This is a genomic window from Polaribacter sp. OB-PA-B3, assembly GCF_054589375.1.
In genome coordinates this window covers 86,910-107,567 of sequence record NZ_BAAIIX010000008.1, presented here as the reverse complement: position 1 = coordinate 107,567, position 20,658 = coordinate 86,910, and the positions used below count along the sequence as shown (strand labels likewise).

Annotated in this window: 20 protein-coding genes; 3 read left to right on the top strand and 17 right to left on the bottom strand. The window is 31.0% G+C overall.

Annotated elements, in window-relative coordinates; all coding sequences use genetic code 11:
• From ftsZ to ACYPV9_RS13625, 13 genes are all read right to left on the bottom strand, one after another.
• Positions 1–1,917, bottom strand: a complete 1,917-nt coding sequence (ftsZ, locus tag ACYPV9_RS13685; protein WP_459744611.1) for a cell division protein FtsZ — start codon at positions 1,915–1,917, stop codon at positions 1–3.
• 70 nt (positions 1,918–1,987) lie between these two features.
• Positions 1,988–3,322, bottom strand: coding sequence for a cell division protein FtsA (gene ftsA / locus ACYPV9_RS13680; protein WP_299065755.1), 1,335 nt, complete (start codon positions 3,320–3,322; stop codon positions 1,988–1,990).
• A gap of 6 nt (positions 3,323–3,328) precedes the next feature.
• Positions 3,329–4,054 (bottom strand): cell division protein FtsQ/DivIB, encoded by a 726-nt coding sequence (locus ACYPV9_RS13675; RefSeq protein ID WP_459744607.1) that lies wholly within the window; start codon positions 4,052–4,054, stop codon positions 3,329–3,331.
• Complete coding sequence (murC, locus tag ACYPV9_RS13670) at positions 4,044–5,396, bottom strand: UDP-N-acetylmuramate--L-alanine ligase (RefSeq protein WP_459744604.1); 1,353 nt, start codon at positions 5,394–5,396, stop codon at positions 4,044–4,046. Before murC ends, ACYPV9_RS13675 begins: the two co-directional genes overlap by 11 nt.
• Positions 5,396–6,487 (bottom strand): undecaprenyldiphospho-muramoylpentapeptide beta-N-acetylglucosaminyltransferase, encoded by a 1,092-nt coding sequence (gene murG, locus ACYPV9_RS13665; RefSeq protein WP_459744602.1) that lies wholly within the window; start codon positions 6,485–6,487, stop codon positions 5,396–5,398. The genes murC and murG overlap by 1 nt, the downstream gene beginning before the upstream one ends.
• Positions 6,471–7,661: an FtsW/RodA/SpoVE family cell cycle protein gene (locus ACYPV9_RS13660; protein WP_459744599.1), complete on the bottom strand. Its 1,191-nt coding sequence runs from the start codon at positions 7,659–7,661 to the stop codon at positions 6,471–6,473. Before ACYPV9_RS13660 ends, murG begins: the two co-directional genes overlap by 17 nt.
• 15 nt (positions 7,662–7,676) lie before the next feature.
• Positions 7,677–9,011 (bottom strand): UDP-N-acetylmuramoyl-L-alanine--D-glutamate ligase, encoded by a 1,335-nt coding sequence (gene murD / locus ACYPV9_RS13655; RefSeq protein ID WP_459744595.1) that lies wholly within the window; start codon positions 9,009–9,011, stop codon positions 7,677–7,679.
• 2 nt (positions 9,012–9,013) lie between these two features.
• Positions 9,014–10,240, bottom strand: coding sequence for a phospho-N-acetylmuramoyl-pentapeptide-transferase (mraY, locus tag ACYPV9_RS13650; protein ID WP_459744592.1), 1,227 nt, complete (start codon positions 10,238–10,240; stop codon positions 9,014–9,016).
• A 2-nt stretch (positions 10,241–10,242) separates the two neighbouring features.
• A complete protein-coding gene (locus ACYPV9_RS13645) occupies positions 10,243–11,709 on the bottom strand; it encodes a UDP-N-acetylmuramoyl-L-alanyl-D-glutamate--2,6-diaminopimelate ligase (RefSeq protein ID WP_459744720.1) in 1,467 nt (488 codons plus the stop codon).
• A gap of 1 nt (position 11,710) precedes the next feature.
• Positions 11,711–13,672: a penicillin-binding protein gene (locus tag ACYPV9_RS13640; protein ID WP_459744718.1), complete on the bottom strand. Its 1,962-nt coding sequence runs from the start codon at positions 13,670–13,672 to the stop codon at positions 11,711–11,713.
• A 56-nt stretch (positions 13,673–13,728) separates the two neighbouring features.
• The gene (locus ACYPV9_RS13635) at positions 13,729–14,058 is read right to left on the bottom strand and encodes an FtsL-like putative cell division protein (protein WP_299065736.1); all 330 of its coding nucleotides are present in this window, start codon (positions 14,056–14,058) and stop codon (positions 13,729–13,731) included.
• Position 14,059: 1 nt separating this feature from the next.
• Positions 14,060–14,959, bottom strand: coding sequence for a 16S rRNA (cytosine(1402)-N(4))-methyltransferase RsmH (gene rsmH, locus ACYPV9_RS13630; RefSeq protein WP_459744588.1), 900 nt, complete (start codon positions 14,957–14,959; stop codon positions 14,060–14,062).
• Positions 14,946–15,413, bottom strand: a complete 468-nt coding sequence (locus ACYPV9_RS13625) for a division/cell wall cluster transcriptional repressor MraZ (protein WP_299065730.1) — start codon at positions 15,411–15,413, stop codon at positions 14,946–14,948. Before ACYPV9_RS13625 ends, rsmH begins: the two co-directional genes overlap by 14 nt.
• A gap of 206 nt (positions 15,414–15,619) precedes the next feature.
• On the opposite strand from ACYPV9_RS13625, the gene ACYPV9_RS13620 reads away from it, so the two are divergent.
• Genes ACYPV9_RS13620 through ACYPV9_RS13610 form a run of 3 tightly spaced genes read left to right on the top strand, consistent with a single transcriptional unit; the run spans position 15,620 to position 17,710 of the window.
• A complete protein-coding gene (locus ACYPV9_RS13620) occupies positions 15,620–16,384 on the top strand; it encodes an alpha/beta fold hydrolase (RefSeq protein WP_299065899.1) in 765 nt (254 codons plus the stop codon).
• A gap of 4 nt (positions 16,385–16,388) precedes the next feature.
• Entirely contained in the window at positions 16,389–17,000 is a 612-nt protein-coding gene (yihA, locus tag ACYPV9_RS13615) for a ribosome biogenesis GTP-binding protein YihA/YsxC (protein WP_299065727.1), read from the top strand.
• A 20-nt stretch (positions 17,001–17,020) separates the two neighbouring features.
• Entirely contained in the window at positions 17,021–17,710 is a 690-nt protein-coding gene (locus ACYPV9_RS13610; protein WP_459744584.1) for an RluA family pseudouridine synthase, read from the top strand.
• A gap of 4 nt (positions 17,711–17,714) precedes the next feature.
• Here the strand turns inward: ACYPV9_RS13610 and ade are convergent, their stop codons facing one another.
• From ade to ACYPV9_RS13590, 4 genes are read right to left on the bottom strand one after another with little or no spacing between them, the layout of a single operon-like run.
• Complete coding sequence (gene ade / locus ACYPV9_RS13605) at positions 17,715–19,337, bottom strand: adenine deaminase (protein WP_459744581.1); 1,623 nt, start codon at positions 19,335–19,337, stop codon at positions 17,715–17,717.
• 51 nt (positions 19,338–19,388) lie between these two features.
• Positions 19,389–19,937, bottom strand: a complete 549-nt coding sequence (locus tag ACYPV9_RS13600; RefSeq protein ID WP_459744579.1) for a 5-formyltetrahydrofolate cyclo-ligase — start codon at positions 19,935–19,937, stop codon at positions 19,389–19,391.
• Between the two features lie 10 nt (positions 19,938–19,947).
• Complete coding sequence (locus ACYPV9_RS13595; protein ID WP_459744577.1) at positions 19,948–20,211, bottom strand: DUF3781 domain-containing protein; 264 nt, start codon at positions 20,209–20,211, stop codon at positions 19,948–19,950.
• Between the two features lie 12 nt (positions 20,212–20,223).
• The gene (locus ACYPV9_RS13590) at positions 20,224–20,592 is read right to left on the bottom strand and encodes an MmcQ/YjbR family DNA-binding protein (protein ID WP_299065715.1); all 369 of its coding nucleotides are present in this window, start codon (positions 20,590–20,592) and stop codon (positions 20,224–20,226) included.
• Positions 20,593–20,658 lie beyond the last annotated feature (66 nt).

Sequence of the window (20,658 nt, the reverse complement as noted above, 5' to 3'; positions counted from 1 at the left end):
TTAATCTACATTATCATGTAAAAAAGAATTGTTTGATTTAAAATCTATATTATTTTCATCCTTCTTTATAGCCGTTTTAGATTGACTAATAGGTGAATTAACGTTTAAGTCTAAACCTTGTCTTTTATATGCTGGTTGACGTTCTATTTCATCTATATTTTTACTTAACTGATCGTTAAACTTATAGTTGAAACCTTTCATTTTTTGACGTCTTTCTTCTGCTCTTTTTTGTAACTCAGCAATCGTTAAATCTAAAGGTGTAACTTCTTCACTCGAAGTTTCTATTGCATTAACATCTGATTGAGGCGTTGCTGTTTTTAACTCAAAATGAACCTCTTCTTCTTGAACGGCCTTTTCTTTTGCGATAATATGAGAGCTTTTACCAATTGTTGGTTGCGCATCAAAATCTTCTAAAACGTATCTTGTTTCTTCAACTTTCTTTTCAAAAACAATTTCTTCTGCACCATAAACTTCAATTTCGTTTACATTTAAAGTTTTATCTTCATTTAAATTAAACTTTATTTCTTCGTCTGCTTTAACTTCTGTGTAAGAGTTTAAAGGTAAATCGAATAATAAATCTGCTTGAATTTGCGCTGGTTCTTCTTTAATTACTTCTTCTATAACTGGTGTAGCATCCGTTATTATAAAGTCATCCTCAGAAACCGTTTCTAAAGCAACTTCTTCATAAGAAACGGCAATATTTGCAATGCTTTCTGTTGTTTGAACTAGATCCATTTTTGGAGCCGTTTTAACAGGTTCTTCAACAACATCTTCTTCTAACGTATGAACAATTTTTTGCTCAGTTACACTTGCTTTTGGCTGATTTAAAGTTGGAGTTTTAGAAATTGTATTTTCACCAAAGTTATAGGTAGCTTTTTGTTCATCTTCTAAAGTATGTACAATTTTCTTAACTTCTGTATTTGTAATAGTACTTTGCTGATCTGCAGCAAAACCTGTAGCTACAATAGTAACTGCGATAGCATCACCTAACTCTTCATCTTCACCAATACCCATAATAATATTGGCATCGTAACCAGCTTCATCTTGAATATAGTCGTTAATTTCTCCTATTTCATCTAAAGTAACTTCGTTTGTACCAGAAACAATTAATAACAATACGTTTTTAGCTCCTGTAATTTTGTTATCGTTTAATAAAGGTGAATCTAAAGCCTTTACAATAGCTGTTTTTGCACGATCTTGACCTTCTTCTTTCGCAGAACCCATAATTGCTGTACCACTATTAGATAATACAGTTTTAGCATCATGTAAATCGATGTTTTGCTTATAGTGATGTGTAATTACTTCTGCAATACCTCTAGATGCAGTCGATAATACTTCATCTGCCTTAGAAAAACCTGCTTTAAAACCTAAATTACCGTAAACCTCACGTAATTTATTATTATTAATAACAATTAAAGAATCTACATTTTGGCGCAACTGATCGATTCCTAATTGTGCTTGTTTTGCACGTCTTCTACCTTCAAAAGCAAATGGCATAGTCACAATACCTACAGTAAGTACATCCATGTCTTTTGCAATTTTTGCAATAATAGGTGCTGCACCTGTACCTGTACCACCACCCATACCAGCAGTAATAAATACCATTTTGGTTTGGGTATTTAACATTTGCTGTATTTCTTGCATGCTTTCTTTAGCTGCTTGTGCTCCTATTTCTGGGTTTGCACCAGCACCTAAACCAGATGTTAAATTGGCTCCTAATTGAATTTTATTAGGAACAGGACTGTTTTCTAATGCTTGTGCATCTGTATTACAAATTACAAAGTCTACACCTCTAATTTGTTGCGTGTACATGTGGTTTACTGCATTGCTTCCTCCACCACCAACACCAATTACTTTAATGGTATTAGATTGTGTTTTTGGCATGTCGAATAAAATGTTATCAAATTCTGCGCTCATAATAACGTATCTATTGTTTAATTTTTCTTATTTATTTTATATTTTCTGTTAGTTCACTTTCTATATAGTTCTATTCTGCATTGTCTAAAAAATCTTTTAGACTTTCTGTGAACTTTTCAAAAAATGATCTTTTCTTTTTCGGTTTTGGTTTCTCTTCTTGCACCGGCGGAGTTTCTTCAATTTTTTCTTCTACCGGATTCAGAATTTCTTCAATTGCTTCTTCTATTATTTCTTCTTCTTTAGAATCTTTATCTAAACCTTCCATTAACAAACCAACTGCTGTTGCATAAGAAGGACTTGATAAAGCATCATCTGAATCACCTGCTAAATGCTCATTAGGAAAACCAATTCTAGCATCCATACCAGTTATATATTCTACTAACTGACGTAAATGCTTTAATTGAGCTCCTCCACCAGTTAAGACAATACCTGCAATTAATTTACCTTTTGCAGTTTCATGTCCGTAGTTTTTAATTTCTAAATACACATGTTCTATAATTTCTTGAACTCTAGCGTGTATAATTTTAGATAAATTCTTTAAAGTAATTTCTTTTGGTTCTCTTCCTCTTAAACCTGGTATCGAAACAATTTCTGTTTCTTTATTTTCTCCTGGCCACGCAGAACCAAACTTAATTTTAAGTAATTCTGCTTGTTTTTCTATAATAGAACAACCTTCTTTAATATCATCTGTAATTACATTTCCACCAAAAGGAATTACTGCTGTATGTCTAATAATTCCGTCTTTAAAAATGGCTAAATCAGTTGTACCACCACCTATATCTATTAATGCAACACCAGCTTCCTTTTCTTCTAAGCTTAAAACTGCAGATGCTGAAGCTAAAGGTTCTAATGTGATATCACTTAAATCTAAACCAGAACTTTTAACACATCTACCAATATTTCTTATCGAAGAAACTTGCCCAACAACTACATGAAAATTAGCTTCTAACCTGCCACCATACATACCAATAGGTTCTTTTATATCTGCTTGAGAATCCACTTTAAATTCTTGTGGTAAAACATGTATAATTTCTTCTCCTGGCAACATAACCAATTTATGTACTTGATTTACTAAATCTTCTATATCAGAATCATCTATAACTTCGTCTGAATGATTTCTTGTAATATAATCTGAATGATGTAAACTTCTAATATGTTGCCCCGCAATACCAACTACAACTTCATCTATCTTAACACCAGAAACACTTTCTGCCTCATCAACGGCTTGCTGTATAGATTGTATTGTTTGCGTAATATTACTTACAACACCACGTTTTACACCTAAACTTTTTGCTTTTCCAATACCAACAACTTCAATTTTGTCGTATTCGTTTTTACGACCAATCATGGCAACAATTTTGGTAGTACCAATATCTAAACCAACAGCTATTTTATTATTTTCCATTTTGATTTATTTTGTGCACACAACTTGGTTGTGATATTTTAAAGTAATTCTTTTATATTCTTGAATCGTTTTATCTTTATACGTTGTATTATAAAACGCTTTTAACTTGTTAAATTTTAATTTTACATCGATTAATTTGCCAAAATCAATTTTATAATCGCCACTTCTTACGGCAAATTGATACAAACCATCGTCAGATTTCTCTATTCCTACGATTTCTTTTTGCAAAAAATCGTCTTTTAAAATATAAGATATTAATGGTAAAACCACCTTAATATCTTCTCTATTTTTTACACCAGAAACCAACATAACTCTTGCAGAATAATTCTTAGAGAGTGGCACCTTTACACCTTGTTTATCAATATAATAAGAATCACTATCAGAAACAATTCTTGCTACTGGCGTACGCTGTTTTATGGTAGATTTTAACACACCTCCTATTGTTAAAAAAACTGCTGCTTTTTCAATATATGGATTTTTAGATACGTTCTTTTCTAATCTGTATAAATCTATTACAGATTTTGCTTGGTTTTTAACTGTTGCATCATTTTGTATTAACAATTTATTAACCATCGAATGGGTTAAAAAATTATTAGTTCCTTCTTCGAATTTCACTTCGATTTTATTGATTTTTTTATTACTATTTCTTACCGAAGTAAAACTATACAAAAAGCTTAAAAAAGCAAGTATAGTAATAAAAAATAGATATTTTAAAACTCTTTTAAATTTCATTTTTATTCCATTTTAAAAGTTCTTCTGTTACCTCTTTTATTACAACACCAATGTCACCTGCACCTAACATTACTATAATTTTAGCATTAGAATTTTTAATATCTTTTACCAAATTATTTTTTTGAGTCTTTTTTTTCTGCTTATTTTCAATTTTAGACAACAACCAATCTGAAGTAATGCCTTCAATAGGAATTTCTCTTGCCGGATATATATCTAACAATAAAATATCATCAAACTTATTTAATGCATTTGCAAAATCATCTGCAAAATCTTTAGTTCTAGAAAATAAATGTGGTTGAAAAACAACTAATACTTTTTCTTCCGGATACATTTCTCTAACAGAATTATGTACTGCGTTAATTTCTGTTGGATGATGCGCATAATCATCTATTAAAACTAAATTATTCGAATTAATTTTATAAGAAAACCTTCTTTGTACTCCTTTAAATGTTGATAACCCATTTTTAATTTCTTCTAAAGAAACCCCATATACTTCTGCCATTGCCAAGGCGGCTAAAGCATTCATAACATTATGTCTTCCTGGTAAATAAAACTGAATATCTTTTATTTCTGATGAAGGTGTTTGTACATCAAAAACATATTTACCTTTATCGATTCTTAAATTGCAAGCTTTATAATCTGCTTTTTCATTAATAGCATACGTTAAACCTTCTAAAGGTAAACCTTTGGCAACTATTAATGTATCAGAAACTCTATTAGAAAACTCAATAAAAGATTCTGTTAATGCTTCCGAATTTTCGTAAATATCTAAATGATCAGCATCCATAGAAGTTACACAGGCAATATTAGGACTCAATTTTAAGAATGATCTATCAAATTCATCTGCTTCTACAACGCTTATTTTATCACCGCCTAAAATTAAATTAGAATCATAATTTTCTGCAATTCCGCCTAAAAACGAAGTTGCATTCACCGAAGTCATAATATGCCCTAAAATAGAAGATGTAGTTGTTTTACCATGTGTACCTGCAACTGCTAAACAATACGTTGCTGCTGTAATTCTTCCTAAAACTTCTGCTCTCTTAAGAACTGTAAACTTATTATTAACAAAATAATTAAATTCTTTATGATCTGCAGGAATTGCAGGTGTATAAACAACCAACGTTTTTTCTTTGTCTAGAAATGAAATAGGAATATTTTTTACAGCATCTTCAAAATGAATTGTAACATCTAAAGCTTCTAAAGATTTAGTTATTAAAGATGGTGTTTTATCATAACCTGCAACTACTTTATTATTCGTTGCAAAATATCGAGCAATAGCGCTCATACCAATGCCGCCAATGCCAATAAAATAAACGTTATGTATTGTACTTAAATTCACTATCCTATTAATTTTTCTATTTCGTCAACTATATTTTTTGTTGCACTTGGCAATGCCAATTCTTTTATATTTTCTGATAAACTTTCTTGTTTTCCTTTATCTTTCATTAAGGATTCAAAAACAACCGAAAATGAATTTAAATCACTTTCTTTTATCATTAAAGCCGCATGTTTATCTACAATCGACTTTGCATTTTTAGTCTGATGGTCTTCTGCTACATTTGGAGACGGAATAAATATCACTGGTTTACCAACAATACATAATTCAGACACCGAACTTGCTCCTGCTCTAGAAATAATTACATCTGCAGCAGCATAACCAAAATCCATCTTATTTATAAATTGATGTACTTGAACATTCTCTAAAGAGTTGTATTTCTTATACTCTTCAAAATACAATTTACCACATTGCCAAATCAACTGAACGTCTTGTTTTTTAAAGAAATCTAGATTATTTGCAATTAACTCGTTAATTTTTCTGGCCCCTAAACTTCCGCCTAAAACAAAAACTGTTTTCTTGCTTTTATCTAATTTAAAAAACGTTTGACCTTTTTCTCTTTTTGTATGAATAGACAATAAATCTTGCCTTACAGGGTTCCCTGTTTTTACAATTTTATTCAACGGAAAAAAACGTTCTAAATTATCATAAGCCACACATATTTTTTGTGCTTTTTTACTTAACAATTTATTGGTGATTCCTGGGTAAGAGTTCTGTTCTTGAATCAATGTAGGAATCCCTTTTTTACCCGCCATAATTAATGTTGGTCCGCTTGCAAAACCACCAGTTCCTATAGCTACATCTGGCTTAAAATTCTTAATTATTTTTGATGCGTTCCATAAACTACTCATCAACTTAAACGGAAAAGACAAATTGTCTGACGTTAACTTTCTTTGTACTCCAGAAATCCACAAACCTTTTATATCATAACCTGCTTGTGGCACTTTTTCCATTTCCATCTTATCTTTAGCACCAACAAACAAAAAATTAGCATTCGGATAACGTAATTTCAATTCGTTTGCAATAGCAATTGCCGGATAAATATGTCCGCCAGTACCTCCTCCAGAAATAAGTATGTTAATCGATTGTTTCATGCAAAATATCTAAAGGGTTATCATCTAAAATATCTTCTTCTGTTTCTTCTTTTGAAGCACTAACACTTAATATCATTCCGAGCGCAAAACATGTCATCCAAATAGATGTACCACCACTACTAATTAAAGGTAAAGTTTGTCCTGTAACCGGAAATAAATTGGTTGCAACCGCCATGTTTATGGTTGCCTGAAAAATAATTGGCAAACCTACTCCAATTACCAATAATGTACCAAATATTGTTGTGGTTTTTTTTAACACAACAAACACTCTAAAAAGGAGTAAAAAATATATAAAAACTATAAGAATTGCTCCAATTAAACCATATTCTTCTACAATTATTGCATATATAAAATCTGATGATGATTGTGGCAAAAAGTTTTTTTGAACACTTTTACCAGGACCAACACCAATAGGACCACCGGTTGCTATTGCAATTTTAGCTTTTTCAACTTGATAAGCTTCCTTACCTTCTGAACTCGAAAAACTATCTATTCTACTTTGCCAAGTTTGTACCCTATTAGGCATTGCATCTGGAAAAGCCTTTGCTATCAAAATAAAAAAAGATAATGCTAAAATTCCTGCGCCTAAAATAAACCCGATATACTTTAACGGATACCCACCAACAAAGGCTACAATAAGTATCATTGTAAATATAATTGCCGTTGTAGAAAAGTTTGCTGGTAAAATAAGCAACAACACAAAACCCACAGGTAACCAAAGCTGCCAAATACTTTCTTTAAAAACTATAGCTTTTTCTTTGTTTCTAGCTAAATACCTAGCTACATAAACCATTAAAACCAAACCTGCTAAAGTAGAAGTTTGAAAGCCGATACCTACAAATGGTATTCGAATCCATCTACTTGCATTTGCGCCACCAATTGTGGTGCCTTGAGCTAGGGTAAAAATTAATAGTATAATAACTATTGGAAGCATTAAAACAGATCCGCCAGAAAAATATCGATATGGTATTTTATGCACTCCGTAAATAATTGCAAACCCCATTATTAGTAAAACCATGTGTTTTACCAAATACCCAAGCGTAGAACCAGAACCTACAACATATACCAAGTTTGTGCTTGCGCTATAAACTGGCATAAAAGAGAAAATTGCCAAAACAGCTACAATAGCCCAAATGGTTTTATCTCCTTTTATATGTTGAAAAACTGTTTTCATTATTTAATCTAAATACTATAAATTTCTTACTGCTTTTTTAAACTTTCTTCCTCTGTCCTCGTAATTTTCAAATAAATCGAAACTTGCACAAGCAGGTGATAATAAAACTGCATCACCGTTTTCAGATAATTTATGTGCTACTTTTACAGCTTCTTCTGCACCAGCAGTTTCAACAACAATATCTACCACATTTTCGAATGTATTTTTAATTTTTTCGTTATCAATACCTAAACACACAATAGCTTTAACTTTTTCTCTTACTAATGGTAAAAGATCATTATAATCATTTCCCTTATCTACACCACCAACTATCCATACCGTTTGCTTATTCATACACTCTAAAGCATAATATGTTGCATTTACATTTGTTGCTTTAGAATCGTTTATATATTCTACACCTTCTATTTTAGCTACATTTTCTAAACGATGCTCTACACCTTCAAAATCTTCTAAACTTTCTTTTATTGCCTGCTTTCTTGCATTTAACAATTGTGCAGCCATTGTTGCTGCCATCGCATTCTTAACGTTATGTTTTCCTTTTACTGATAAAGATGATATAGGCATATTAAATGTGTCTTTATTTATATTAATTGTTATGTTATTATTTTTTACAAACGCACCAAACTCTAATTCTTTTTCTATAGAAAACGGCACTAACTTTGCTTCTGTTTTATTATTTTTTAACCAATTATTTATAGCTACATCATCTGCATCATAAATTAAATAATCGGTACTTTTTTGATTTTTAGTGATTCTAAATTTAGATGCTACATATTCACTAAAATTATTATTATATCTATCTAAATGATCTGGAGTAATATTCGTTAAAATAGCAATATGACTATTAAAAGCTTCTATCCCATCTAACTGAAAACTACTTAATTCTAATACGTAATCATCAAAACTTTCTTCTGCAACTTGCTGTGCAAAACTATCGCCAATATTACCTGCAACACCAACATTTAAACCTGCTTTTTTTAAAATATGATGCGTTAATAACGTTGTTGTAGTTTTACCATTTGATCCTGTTATACCAATAATATTTGCACCTGTATATTTTGCAGCAAATTCAATTTCAGAAATCACTTTAACACCCGATTCTTTCAACTTTAAAATCAAAGGAACCGTATCAGGAATCCCAGGACTCTTCATTACCAAATCTGCATTTAGTATTACATCTTCAGAGTGTTTCCCTTCTTCGAAAACTATGTTATTATTTAAAAGAACTTCTTTATAATTTTTAGCAATCAGACCTCTATCAGAAACAAAAACATCAAAATCTTTTTGTTTCCCCAAGAGAGCTGTTCCAACTCCACTTTCTCCTGCCCCAAGTATTACTAACTTTTGCACGATTATCTTAGCTTTAAGGTTACAATTGTAAACACAGCCAATAGAATACCTATTACCCAAAAACGCACTACAATTTTACTTTCGTGATAGTTTAATTTCTGATAATGATGATGCAATGGCGACATTTTGAAAATCCTTCTTCCTTCACCATATTTTTTTCTAGTATATTTAAACCAAGAAACCTGCATAATCACAGACAAATTTTCGATTACAAAAATTCCGGCAAGTATTGGCAACAACAGTTCTTTTCGAATTGCAATAGCAATAACCGCTATAATTCCACCAATAGTTAAACTACCAGTATCACCCATAAAAACTTGTGCCGGATACGTGTTGTACCATAAAAACCCAATTAATGCACCTGCAAAGGCAAGTATAAATACGGTCATTTCTCCAGAATTTGGTATATACATTACGTCTAAATAATCGGCAAAAATTATATTACCAGAAACCCATGCAAAAACGGCTAGTGTTACTACCATTATTGCAGATGAACCTGCTGCCAAACCATCTATACCGTCTGTTAAATTTGCTCCGTTAGAAATTCCGGTTACAATAAAAACCGTAATAAAAATGAAAACTATCCAACCGTATTTTTCAAAACCTTCTCCTAAAAATGATAATGCTTTAGAATATTCTAATTCATTGTTTTTCATAAACGGAACCGTAGTTTTTGTTGATTTATGCGTTTCTCCAAAAACTTTGATTTTTCCGTTTGCCTGCACCACTTGTTGCTCTACAGGCAATTGCTCTTTTATAGTTACATCATCATGAAAATACAACATAGAACCTACAATTACACCTAAACCAACTTGACCTAAAACTTTAAACTTACCTTTTAAACCTGCCTTGTCTTTTTTAAATACTTTAATATAATCATCTACAAATCCAATCAAACCCATCCAAACAGTAGTAATTAGTAAAATTATGATGTAAACATTATCTAATTTTGCCAATAAAATTGCCGGAATTAAAGTGGCAAAAATTATAATTACGCCTCCCATTGTTGGTGTTCCTGCCTTTTGAACTTGCCCTTCTAAACCTAAATCTCTAATAGATTCTCCTACCTGTTGTTTTTGTAAAAACTTTATTATTCTTTTACCATAAACCGTAGATATTACCAATGACAAAATAAAAGCTGCTGCAGCTCTAAATGTTATAAACTGAAATACACTAGCTCCTGGAAAACTAAAATGACTTTCTAAATATTGAAATAAATAATACAGCATTCTTATAAATTGTTAAGTTGATTGAAACAGTTTTTCACTTCTTCTAAATCATCAAAATGAGTACGAATACCATTTATTTCTTGATAATTTTCATGTCCTTTTCCTGCAATTAAAATGATATCACCAGTATTAGAAAACCTACAAGCTGTTTTTATAGCTTGTCTTCTATCTAAAACTGTTAATGTTTTTCTATAATTTTCTGGTGAAACTCCCGCTTCCATTTCTTCTAAAATAGTTTGCGGATTTTCTGTCCTTGGGTTATCTGATGTAAAAACCACTTGATTGCTTAATTGAGCTGCAATATTGGCCATTTTTGGTCTTTTCGACTTATCTCTATCTCCTCCACAACCTACAACAGTAATTACTTTTTCGTTACCTGTTCTAATATCATTAATTGTTTCTAAAACATTTTTTAATGCATCTGGTGTGTGAGCATAATCTACAATTGCAGTTACTCCGTTTTTAGAAACCAAATATTCAAATCGACCACTTACACTTTCTAACTGGCTCACGATTGTTAAAACCTCTAACTTTTCTAAACCTAATAATTCTGCAGTTGCAATTATTGCGGTAAGATTATAAATATTAAAAACACCAATTAGTTTTGTCCAAACCTCAACACCACCAACAGTTATTAAAGTGCCAGATAATTGCTTTTCTAATATTTTAGCTTTAAAATCTGCAATCGTTTTTAAAGCATATGTTTTTTTAGTAGCTCGTGTATTTTGCAACATGTAACTACCATTTTTATCATCTAAATTTGTTAATGCAAAAGCATTTTTAGGCAACGCATCAAAAAATTCTTTTTTCACATTTCTGTATTCAACAAAAGTTTCATGATAATCTAAATGATCATGAGAAAGATTTGTAAAAATTCCGCCAGCAAAAACTAAACCTTCCGTTCTTTTTTGATGAATTCCGTGAGAACTCACTTCCATAAAACAAAAATCAACACCTGCTTCTACCATTTTATCTAAATAACCATTTATAGCAACTGAATCTGGCGTGGTATGCGTTGCTTTAAACTCATCATTATCTACTAAAACTTTTACAGTAGATAATAAACCAACTTTATAACCTGCTTTTTTAAATAACTGGTATAATAATGTTGCAATAGTAGTTTTACCATTAGTACCCGTTACACCAATTAATGGTAACTTAGTAGACGGGTTATCATAAAAATTAGAGGCTATTACCGCTAAGGCAACATTTGTATCAGCAACTTTAACATACGTAATTCCTTCTACTATTTCTGATGGAAATTCTTTACAAACAATTACAGTTGCACCTAAATTAATTGCTTTTTCTACAAATAAATGACCATCTACAGAAACACCTTTTAAAGCGACAAAAACATCGTTTTTTACAATATTTCTAGAATCAAAAACAACAGCATTTACATCAACATTTGTTGAACCTGCTACTTCCTCTATTGAAACCTTATATAATATGTCTTTTAAATTTTTCAGTTTACGAAAGTTTTAATGTGATTATTTGCCCTTTTACTAACTTTTGCCCTTTTTTTAAAGACTGATAGGTTACTCTACCAACTCCAGAAATTTTTACTGTCAATCCAATATTTTCTAATAATGAAAGCGCATCCATACCAGTCATTCCTTTCACATTCGGAATTTTAGTATAATTTTTAGCTAAAGAATTATCATATTTTGCATATGCTTTTTCAATTTCTTCGAATCTAACTTCATCTTCTACAGATTGATTATCAATTGGCGTAGTTGTATAAATTTTCTGAGCAATTTCTTTAAAAACAGGACCAGCAACCGTTGCACCGTAATATCCTTTTTCTTTCTTTGGATCATGCACCACAACTACACAAGAATATTTAGGTTTTTCTGCTGGAAAAAACCCTGCAAATGAGGCTACATAATGCTTATTCGAATAACCGGCTGCTATAGTTTTACCATTTTTATCCTTATGCTTTGGTAAATATTTTTTTGCGGTTCCTGTTTTTCCCGCCATAGAAAAATTAGACGAATAAATGTTTTTTGCAGTTCCTTTTTCTACAACATTTTCCATAACTTTTCTGATTTTACTCAGTGTTACATCAGAAGCAATTTTAGAATTCAAAACTTCTGTTTCAAAAATCTTTTCTGTTTTATCTTGCCTTCTCAATTCTTTTATAAACCTTGGTTTTACCATTACACCATTATTTGCAACCGCATTATAAAACATAAGCGTTTGCATTGGCGTTACAGAAATACCATAACCCCAAGACATCCATTCTAGAGAAATTTTATTCCATCTTTTATCTGAAGGTTTTGGAACAACAGGCATACCTTCTCCTTTAATTTGAAAACCGATTGGCTTTGTAAAACCATACGATTCTAATTTTTCAATAAATTTTTCTGGTTTTTTATCATAATGCTTTCTAATCAACTTCACAATACCAACATTTGAAGAAACCTCAAAAACTCTTCCGGCAGAAATTTTACCATAGCCACCTCTGTGAGAATCTTCTACTTTAGAGCCATGTATAAATATTCTTCCTTTTTCTGTATCTACAACCGTAGAAGTATCAATAACCTTATCATCTAGAGCCGCCATTAAACTTGCCAACTTAAAAGTAGAACCAGGCTCATGGCTTTCCCAAACCGCATAATTTCTTTTTTCGTAATATTTTCCTTTTTTCGTTCTACCTAAATTAGAAATAGCTTTAATCTCTCCGGTAGCCGTTTCCATTACAACAGCACAACCATGGTCTGCTTCAAAATACTCTAAACTTTTTAATAAGGCATGATGTGTAATATCCTGAATATTTACATCAATAGTTGTTATAATATCATGTCCGTCAATTGGTTCTTTCTCATTATAATCTGTAATAGGTTTCCATTGATTCTTCGCAATTTTCTGCTCCCATCTTAAACCATTTTCACCCTGCATATAATCAGCAAAAGCACCTTCTATACCAGCTTCACCTCTAAAATCATCATAACCAATTGTTCTTTCTGCAATTTTACCAATTGGATGCTCTCTCTCTGTTCTATGTTTCGCAATAAAACCTCCTCTGTAAACCCCCAAGTTAAAAATTGGAAATTTCTTCATCTTCAAATAATCGGTGTACCCAATATTTCTAGCAATTAAAAAATATCTTCTTTTCTTATTTTTAGCTGCCCTTAACCTTTTTTGATGATATCCAACAGACTTACCTAGTATTTTAGAAAGTTCTTTAGAAAGCGCCACAATATTATCTTCAAAAACATCACTATCTACAGTAACTAAGTCCATATAAATATTAAACTTAGACATAGACGTTGCTAACAAATTACCATCTGCCGCATACACATTACCTTTGTTTGCATAAATAGTATCTTGCCTTACTGTTAGTTCTGTTGCTAATTCTCTGTACTTATCTCCTTGAACATATTGAAGATTGATAACTCGAACAATTATAGCAAGTAAAAACACGGTCATAAAAGCAGCCACCATGTAAAATCTAGTAAGAATGCTTTTTTTATGTGTTGCCAATTTTAATCGTTTTTATAAGTTACTTTTATTTTTTTCGGAGGGGTTTTAGAAGGCTCTAAACCTCTACTTTTTGCTTTTTCTCTAATACTAGATTCCATTTTCATTCTCATCAAAATCGTACCAGTATCTACATATTCTGCTCTTAATTCTCTTTTTAACTTATTAAGATTAGAAATTTCTATTACTTTTTTATCCGCCTTGTGCGAGCTAGATATCATTACCAACAACAGCACAACCACGAAAATGATAACACGCCAATTTTTAAACGCAGACTCATCTGTAAGAAAACTACCACGCAAAAAACCGTACACGTTTTTTTTAATCTTAGACATCTTACTTCTTTATTGTTGCAATTCTTAATTTAGCACTGCGAGCCCTATTGTTTGTGTTAATTTCCTGTGGGGTAGGTACTATCAACTTCCCGACTTTCTGCAAAGGTTCACTTGTGTTTCCAAAAAAATCTTTTTCGGGCTCGCCACTAAATAATCCTGTTCTTATAAATCTTTTTACCAGTCTATCTTCTAAAGAATGATATGAGATTACACTCAATCTCCCTTCATCCTTTAAGAGACCTGGCATTTGTTGTAAAAATTCTTTTAATACATCCAATTCCTCATTTACCTCAATTCTAATTGCCTGAAATATTTGAGCTAAAATTTTATGTTCTTTCGCTTTAGGCAAAAATCTTCGCAAAGCTTCTTTTAACTGAAAACTAGTTTCTATCTTCTCTTGCTCTCTTTTCTCTACGATAGTTTTTGCAATATTTCTAGAGTTTCTTAACTCACCATACAAAAACAATATTTCCGCAAGTTTTTCTTCAGAATAATTTGCAATAATTTCTTTTGCCGAAATTTTAGATTTCTGATTCATTCTCATATCTAAATCTCCATCGAAACGAATTGAAAACCCTCTTTCCGCTTCATCAAATTGATGAGAAGAAACACCTAAATCAGCTAAAACACCATCAACCTTTCTAACCCCATGAAACCTTAAAAACCTAGAAATATATCTAAAGTTCTCTGGTATCAATGTAAAACGAGAATCATCTATAACATTTTCTAAAGCGTCTGGATCCTGATCAAAACCAAACAATCTTCCTTCTGCACCTAATCGACTTAAAATTTCCCTCGAGTGCCCGCCGCCACCAAAAGTCACATCTACATACACTCCGTCTTGCTTAATAGCAAGAGCATCTACACTTTCTTTTAATAAAACCGGACTATGATAATTCATCAAATTCTGTATTTCCCATTACCTCTTCAGCTAAATCTGCAAAATCTAAAGCAGCATCATCAATAGCTTTCTCATAATTATCCTTATCCCAAATCTCTATAATATTCACAGCAGAAGACAACACTACTTGCTTCTTAATACTTGCAAATTCACATAAATCTTTAGGAATCAAAACCCTACCAGCAGCATCAAATTCTACAATTTTAACACCTGCTGTAAACCTTCTAATAAAATCGTTATTCTTCTTAACAAACTTGTTCAGTTTATTTAATTTCGCCATCATCTTATTCCACTCTTCCATAGAATACAACTCTAAACACGGCTGAAAAACAGCTCTTTTTATCACAAACCCCTCATTTAAAATTGGTTGCAATTGCTTCTTTAGAGCTGATGAGAACATCACTCTACCTTTAGCATCTGCTTTACATTCGTATGTACCAATTAGATTTATCACAAATAAGAATCTCTTTTACAGATATCAAAAATATATAAATTTTACCACTTTTTACCACTTTTTACCACATTGTTAATAAATAATTGATTTTTACCCTCTAAAAAGGGTCTTTAACGCCTTAAAAATTGAAATTGAGACAATTAGAAAAAGAATTTTTATGTTATAAAAAAGAATTACATTTGCGATTAAGTAAAACGAATTGAATGATGACTGAACAGTTAAAAACCGAAGGGAAATTTACATATGCAGAAGCAGGAGAAGGACCTGCAATTATTGTTTTACACGGACTTATGGGGGCCTTAAGTAATTTTGGAGCTACCTTTAATCATTTTTCTAAAAATGGTTATAAAGTTTTGATTCCCGAATTACCGTTATACTCTTTACCGCTTATAAAAACAAATGTTAAGAACTTAGCTAGTTTTTTAAAAGATTTTATGGAATTTAAAGGAATAGACAACGCAATTCTATTAGGAAATTCTTTAGGCGGGCACATAGGTTTGTATTTTACAAAGCATTATCAAGATAAAGTAAGCGCTCTTGTTTTAACAGGAAGCTCTGGCTTGTATGAAAAAGCTATGGGAGATAGTTTTCCAAAGCGAGGAAACTACGAATTTATAGAAGAAAAAACTAAAGATGTTTTTTACGACCCAGCAATTGCAACTAAAGAATTGGTTGATGATGTTTTTAAAATTGTAAACGACAGAAACTCTGTAATAAGAACTTTGGCTATTGCTAAAAGTGCAATTAGACATAACATGGCAAATGATTTACCAGATATGAAACAACCAACTTGTTTAATCTGGGGAAAACAAGATTCTGTAACTCCGCCAAAAGTTGCTGAAGATTTTCATAAACTTTTACCAGATTCAGATTTATTTTGGATTGATAAATGCGGTCATGCTGCAATGATGGAAAGGCCAGAAGAATTTAACTCTGTGCTATCTAAATGGCTAACTGACAGAAATATATAAAGCTATGAAAATTAAGTCTGCAGAATTTGTAATGAGTAACAGTAATGTTACCAATGCGCCAAAAGATAGAATACCAGAATACGCTTTTATAGGTAGATCTAATGTTGGTAAATCTTCATTAATTAACATGTTAATGGAGCGTAAAGACTTAGCTAAAACTTCTGGAAAACCAGGAAAAACACAACTTATAAATCACTTTAAGATTAACAACGAATGGTTTTTAGTTGATTTACCTGGTTATGGTTATGCTCAAATTTCTAAGAAAAAAAGAGTAATATTTCAATATTTTATAGAAAATTACTTTAAAGAAAGGGAGCAACTGGTTTGTACTTTTGTTTTGATAGATTCTAGACACGATCCTCAAAAAATTGATTTAGATTTCATGCAATTTTTAGGAGAAAATCAGATTCCGTTTTGCATTGTTTTTACAAAAGCAGATAAATTAGGAAGCTCTAAACTTAATAAGCAAATAACATCATACAAGAAAAAATTATTACAACATTGGGAAACTTTACCTACGTCTTTTCTAACTTCTTCTTCTACAAGTCTTGGTAGAAAAGAGTTTTTAGATTTTATCGATGGCGTAAATCAAGATGTTGCTAAAGATTTTAAATAAATTACTTCTACAAACTTACAATGCAATCTACTAAAGAAAATTTACAAGTATTATTTGAAGACAATCATATAATAGTTGTAAATAAAAGAGCTGGCGATATTACACAAGGTGATAAAACCGGAGACAAGCCTTTAAATGAAGTTGTAAAAGAATATGTAAAAGTAAAATACAACAAGCCTGGTAATGTATTTATTGGTACTATACACAGATTAGATAGACCTACATCTGGTATTGTTATTTTTGCAAGAACATCTAAAGCATTAGAGCGCTTAAACAAGATGTTAAGAGATAAAACTATTCAAAAAACATATTGGGCTTTAGTTAAAAATAAGCCAAAAAAAGAAAGGGATACACTCACTAATTTTCTAAAAAAAGACCCTAAAAAAAATAAGTCTTTTGTTTTTAAGAAAGAAATTGAGGGAAGCAAAAAAGCAACATTACATTACAAAGTTATACAAATACTAGAAAATTACACACTTTTAGAAATTGATTTAGAAACGGGTAGACATCATCAAATTAGAACACAGCTTTCTTATATTGGATCGCCAATAAAAGGTGATTTGAAATACGGTTTTTCTAGATCTAATAAAGATGGTAGTATAAGCTTACACGCCAGAAAAATAAACTTTATTCACCCTGTTTCTAAAGAAGAAATTAAAATAACTGCGCCAGCACCCAAAGATGTAATTTGGGATGCTTGTAAACAATAAAATATTACAAAACTTCTACAGAAGTAAAATTAAAACTAGTACCATCAAACAAACCTTTGTCCGATAATTTTAAAGACGGAATTACTAACAACGCCATAAAAGACAAACTCATATAAGGCGCTCTTAATTTACTACCCATATCTTTAGCCATTGCATCTAATGCTGCGTAAGATTTACCTATTTCTTCTGCAGACTTATCAGACATAATACCCGCTACAGGTAAAGAAACTATTTCTTCTTTTGAGGCAGTTACCGCACAAATACCACCTTTATTCTCTATAATTAGGTTTACAGCTCTTGCTATAGCCTCGTCTGATGCACCAACTGCTATGATATTATGAGAGTCATGCCCAACAGAACTAGCTATTGCACCCTCTTTGATTCCGAAATTTTTAATAAATGCAATTGCAGGCACATCATTTTTATACCTATTTACAACAGTCATTTTTAAAACATCTGAGTCTGTATTAGACACTAAATTTCCGTTTTCTATTAAAGATTCCGCTTCTATTTTATTAGTAACCAACTCGCCATCTAAAGCCTCTATAACATTTATTTTATTTGCAGAAGATTCAAATCTAAAGTCTAAAACTTTTTTCTTTTCCGTGTTAAAGTTATTTAAAACTTCAAAAGGGACAGAATCAACAAAACTTTTGCCATTTTTAGCTACTAAATCACCATTAATATAAGTTTCTAAAACATTAAATTTCTCTAAACTATCAACCACAATAAAGTCAGCAGAATCACCTTTTTGCAAAAGACCAACATCTAGCTTGTAATGTTTTACAGGGTTTAAACAGGCCGCTTTTAAAACTTTAAACACATCGACACCTTTAGCTACGGCTCTTTCACAAAGTTGATTAATGTGACCTAATAATAAATCATCTGGATGCTTATCATCAGAACAAAACATCATATTATTAAAATATTCTGGCAGCAAATCAATTAATGCTTCAAAATTTTTAGCTGCGGAGCCCTCTCTAATAATCACCTTCATTCCCTTTTGAAGTTTTTCTTGTGCTTCTTCAAAAGTAAAACATTCGTGATCTGTAGAAATTCCCGCTGCAATGTATTTACTTACATCATCTCCTCTTAAACCTGGTGCATGACCATCGATTGGTTTATTGTTATTTTTTGCATGCTCAATCTTCTTTAAAACCTCTTCATCATCAAACAAAACTCCAGGATAATTCATCATTTCTGCAAGATATTTTATGTCTGGATTTTGCATCATCAGTTTAATATCTTCAGAATCTATAATTGCACCCGCACTTTCAAAAGATGTTGCAGGAACACAACTAGGTGCACCAAAATTAAATTTTAGTGGAACTTTTTTACCGTTTTCAATCATGAAATCGACACCTTTTACACCTAAAACATTTGCAATTTCATGCGGATCTGAAACTGTTGCAACTGTACCATGTTTTACTGCTATTTTTGCAAATTCTGATGGCACCAACATAGAGCTTTCTATATGAATATGTGCATCTACAAAACCTGGTAAAATATAATTTTCTACAGAATGATTTACTTCTCTTAAAGCTAAAATTTTACCATTTCTAACCTCTACTTCACCTTTGTAAATTCTTCTATTTTCTATATCAACTATATTACCTTGTACAATCATCTTCAAAATTATTTGAGGCAAATTTACAAAGAATTAAAACCGATTTAAACTTTATTTAGGATAGATTACTTGATGCAACGGAACATCAAAATCGTTTGAATCTTCTATTTGATATATTGGTTTAAAAAAGTTTAATCCTATAAATTTAGCATCTTCTCTACATTTTAATAAAAAGCGATCATAAAAACCTTTACCATAACCAACTCTGTAATTTAATTCATCTGAAATAAGCATTGGTACAAAAACTAAATCAAGTTCTTGCTCATCAACCTTAACAGCATTTACTGGCTCTGGAACACCGAATTTATTTAATTCTAAAATCGTATTTTCTTCTAAGTAATAATGAGAAAGTGTATTGTCTGTAAGATTAGATTTACTAACAACAATTCTAATATTCTGTTTTCTTAAAAAATTAATAATAGGCTGTGTATCAATTTCCTTAAACTTTGTAAGTGATAGAAATAAGTGAACTACCTTCACTCCGCTATAATTTAAACTATAAACTTGCTGATAAATATTATCTTGAAGTTCTATAATTTGATTTACAGATAAGTTATTTCTTTTTTGCTTATACAATACTCTTAATTCCTGCTTTTTCATCAATAAAAAACTAATATTTTAAAATTCTATCTACAGTAATTACTCTAAAGGTATTCGAATTTACAGCAATCTTAATATTATTTAATTCATTAGAAACATAAAAGTTCTTTCCTATTTTTTCGATTTTATCTAAACAAGTATCTTCTAAGACTTTCTTGATAAAAATTTCGATTTCGGATTTAGATAAGTTTGTTTTTAATTTTTTATTTATTCGAAAATATACTAATTCGGTATAACAAAGATGCTTTAAAATTTCACTCTTAATACTATTCATATCTGTAGAGTACTAAAATAATTCTAATTCATTTTGAAGTTTTTTAGTCAATCCGCTTACTACCAAATCGTAAGAATGATTGATTAATTCTTTTACTAAATCATCAGAAACATCGCTATTATTTATAAGTACCGTGTTCCAATGCTTTTTGTTCATATGAAATCCTGGATAAATACCTTCATAAACTTCTCTTAACTCTAATGCTTTCTGCGGATTACATTTGACATTCATTTTCTCTTCACCTCTTTCCCAATTATTTAAACCTGTAAGCAAAAACATTTTATTCATTACCTTAAACACTAAAGTTACATCGTCGAATGGAAAATGTTCTGTTACTCCTTTTTTTGCCATACAAAAATCTCGTAGTTGTTCTATATGCATAAACTCTTTGGTTTAAAAGTTAATATTATTAATTTAAGAAGTATCTTTATATACCAAATTTACAAT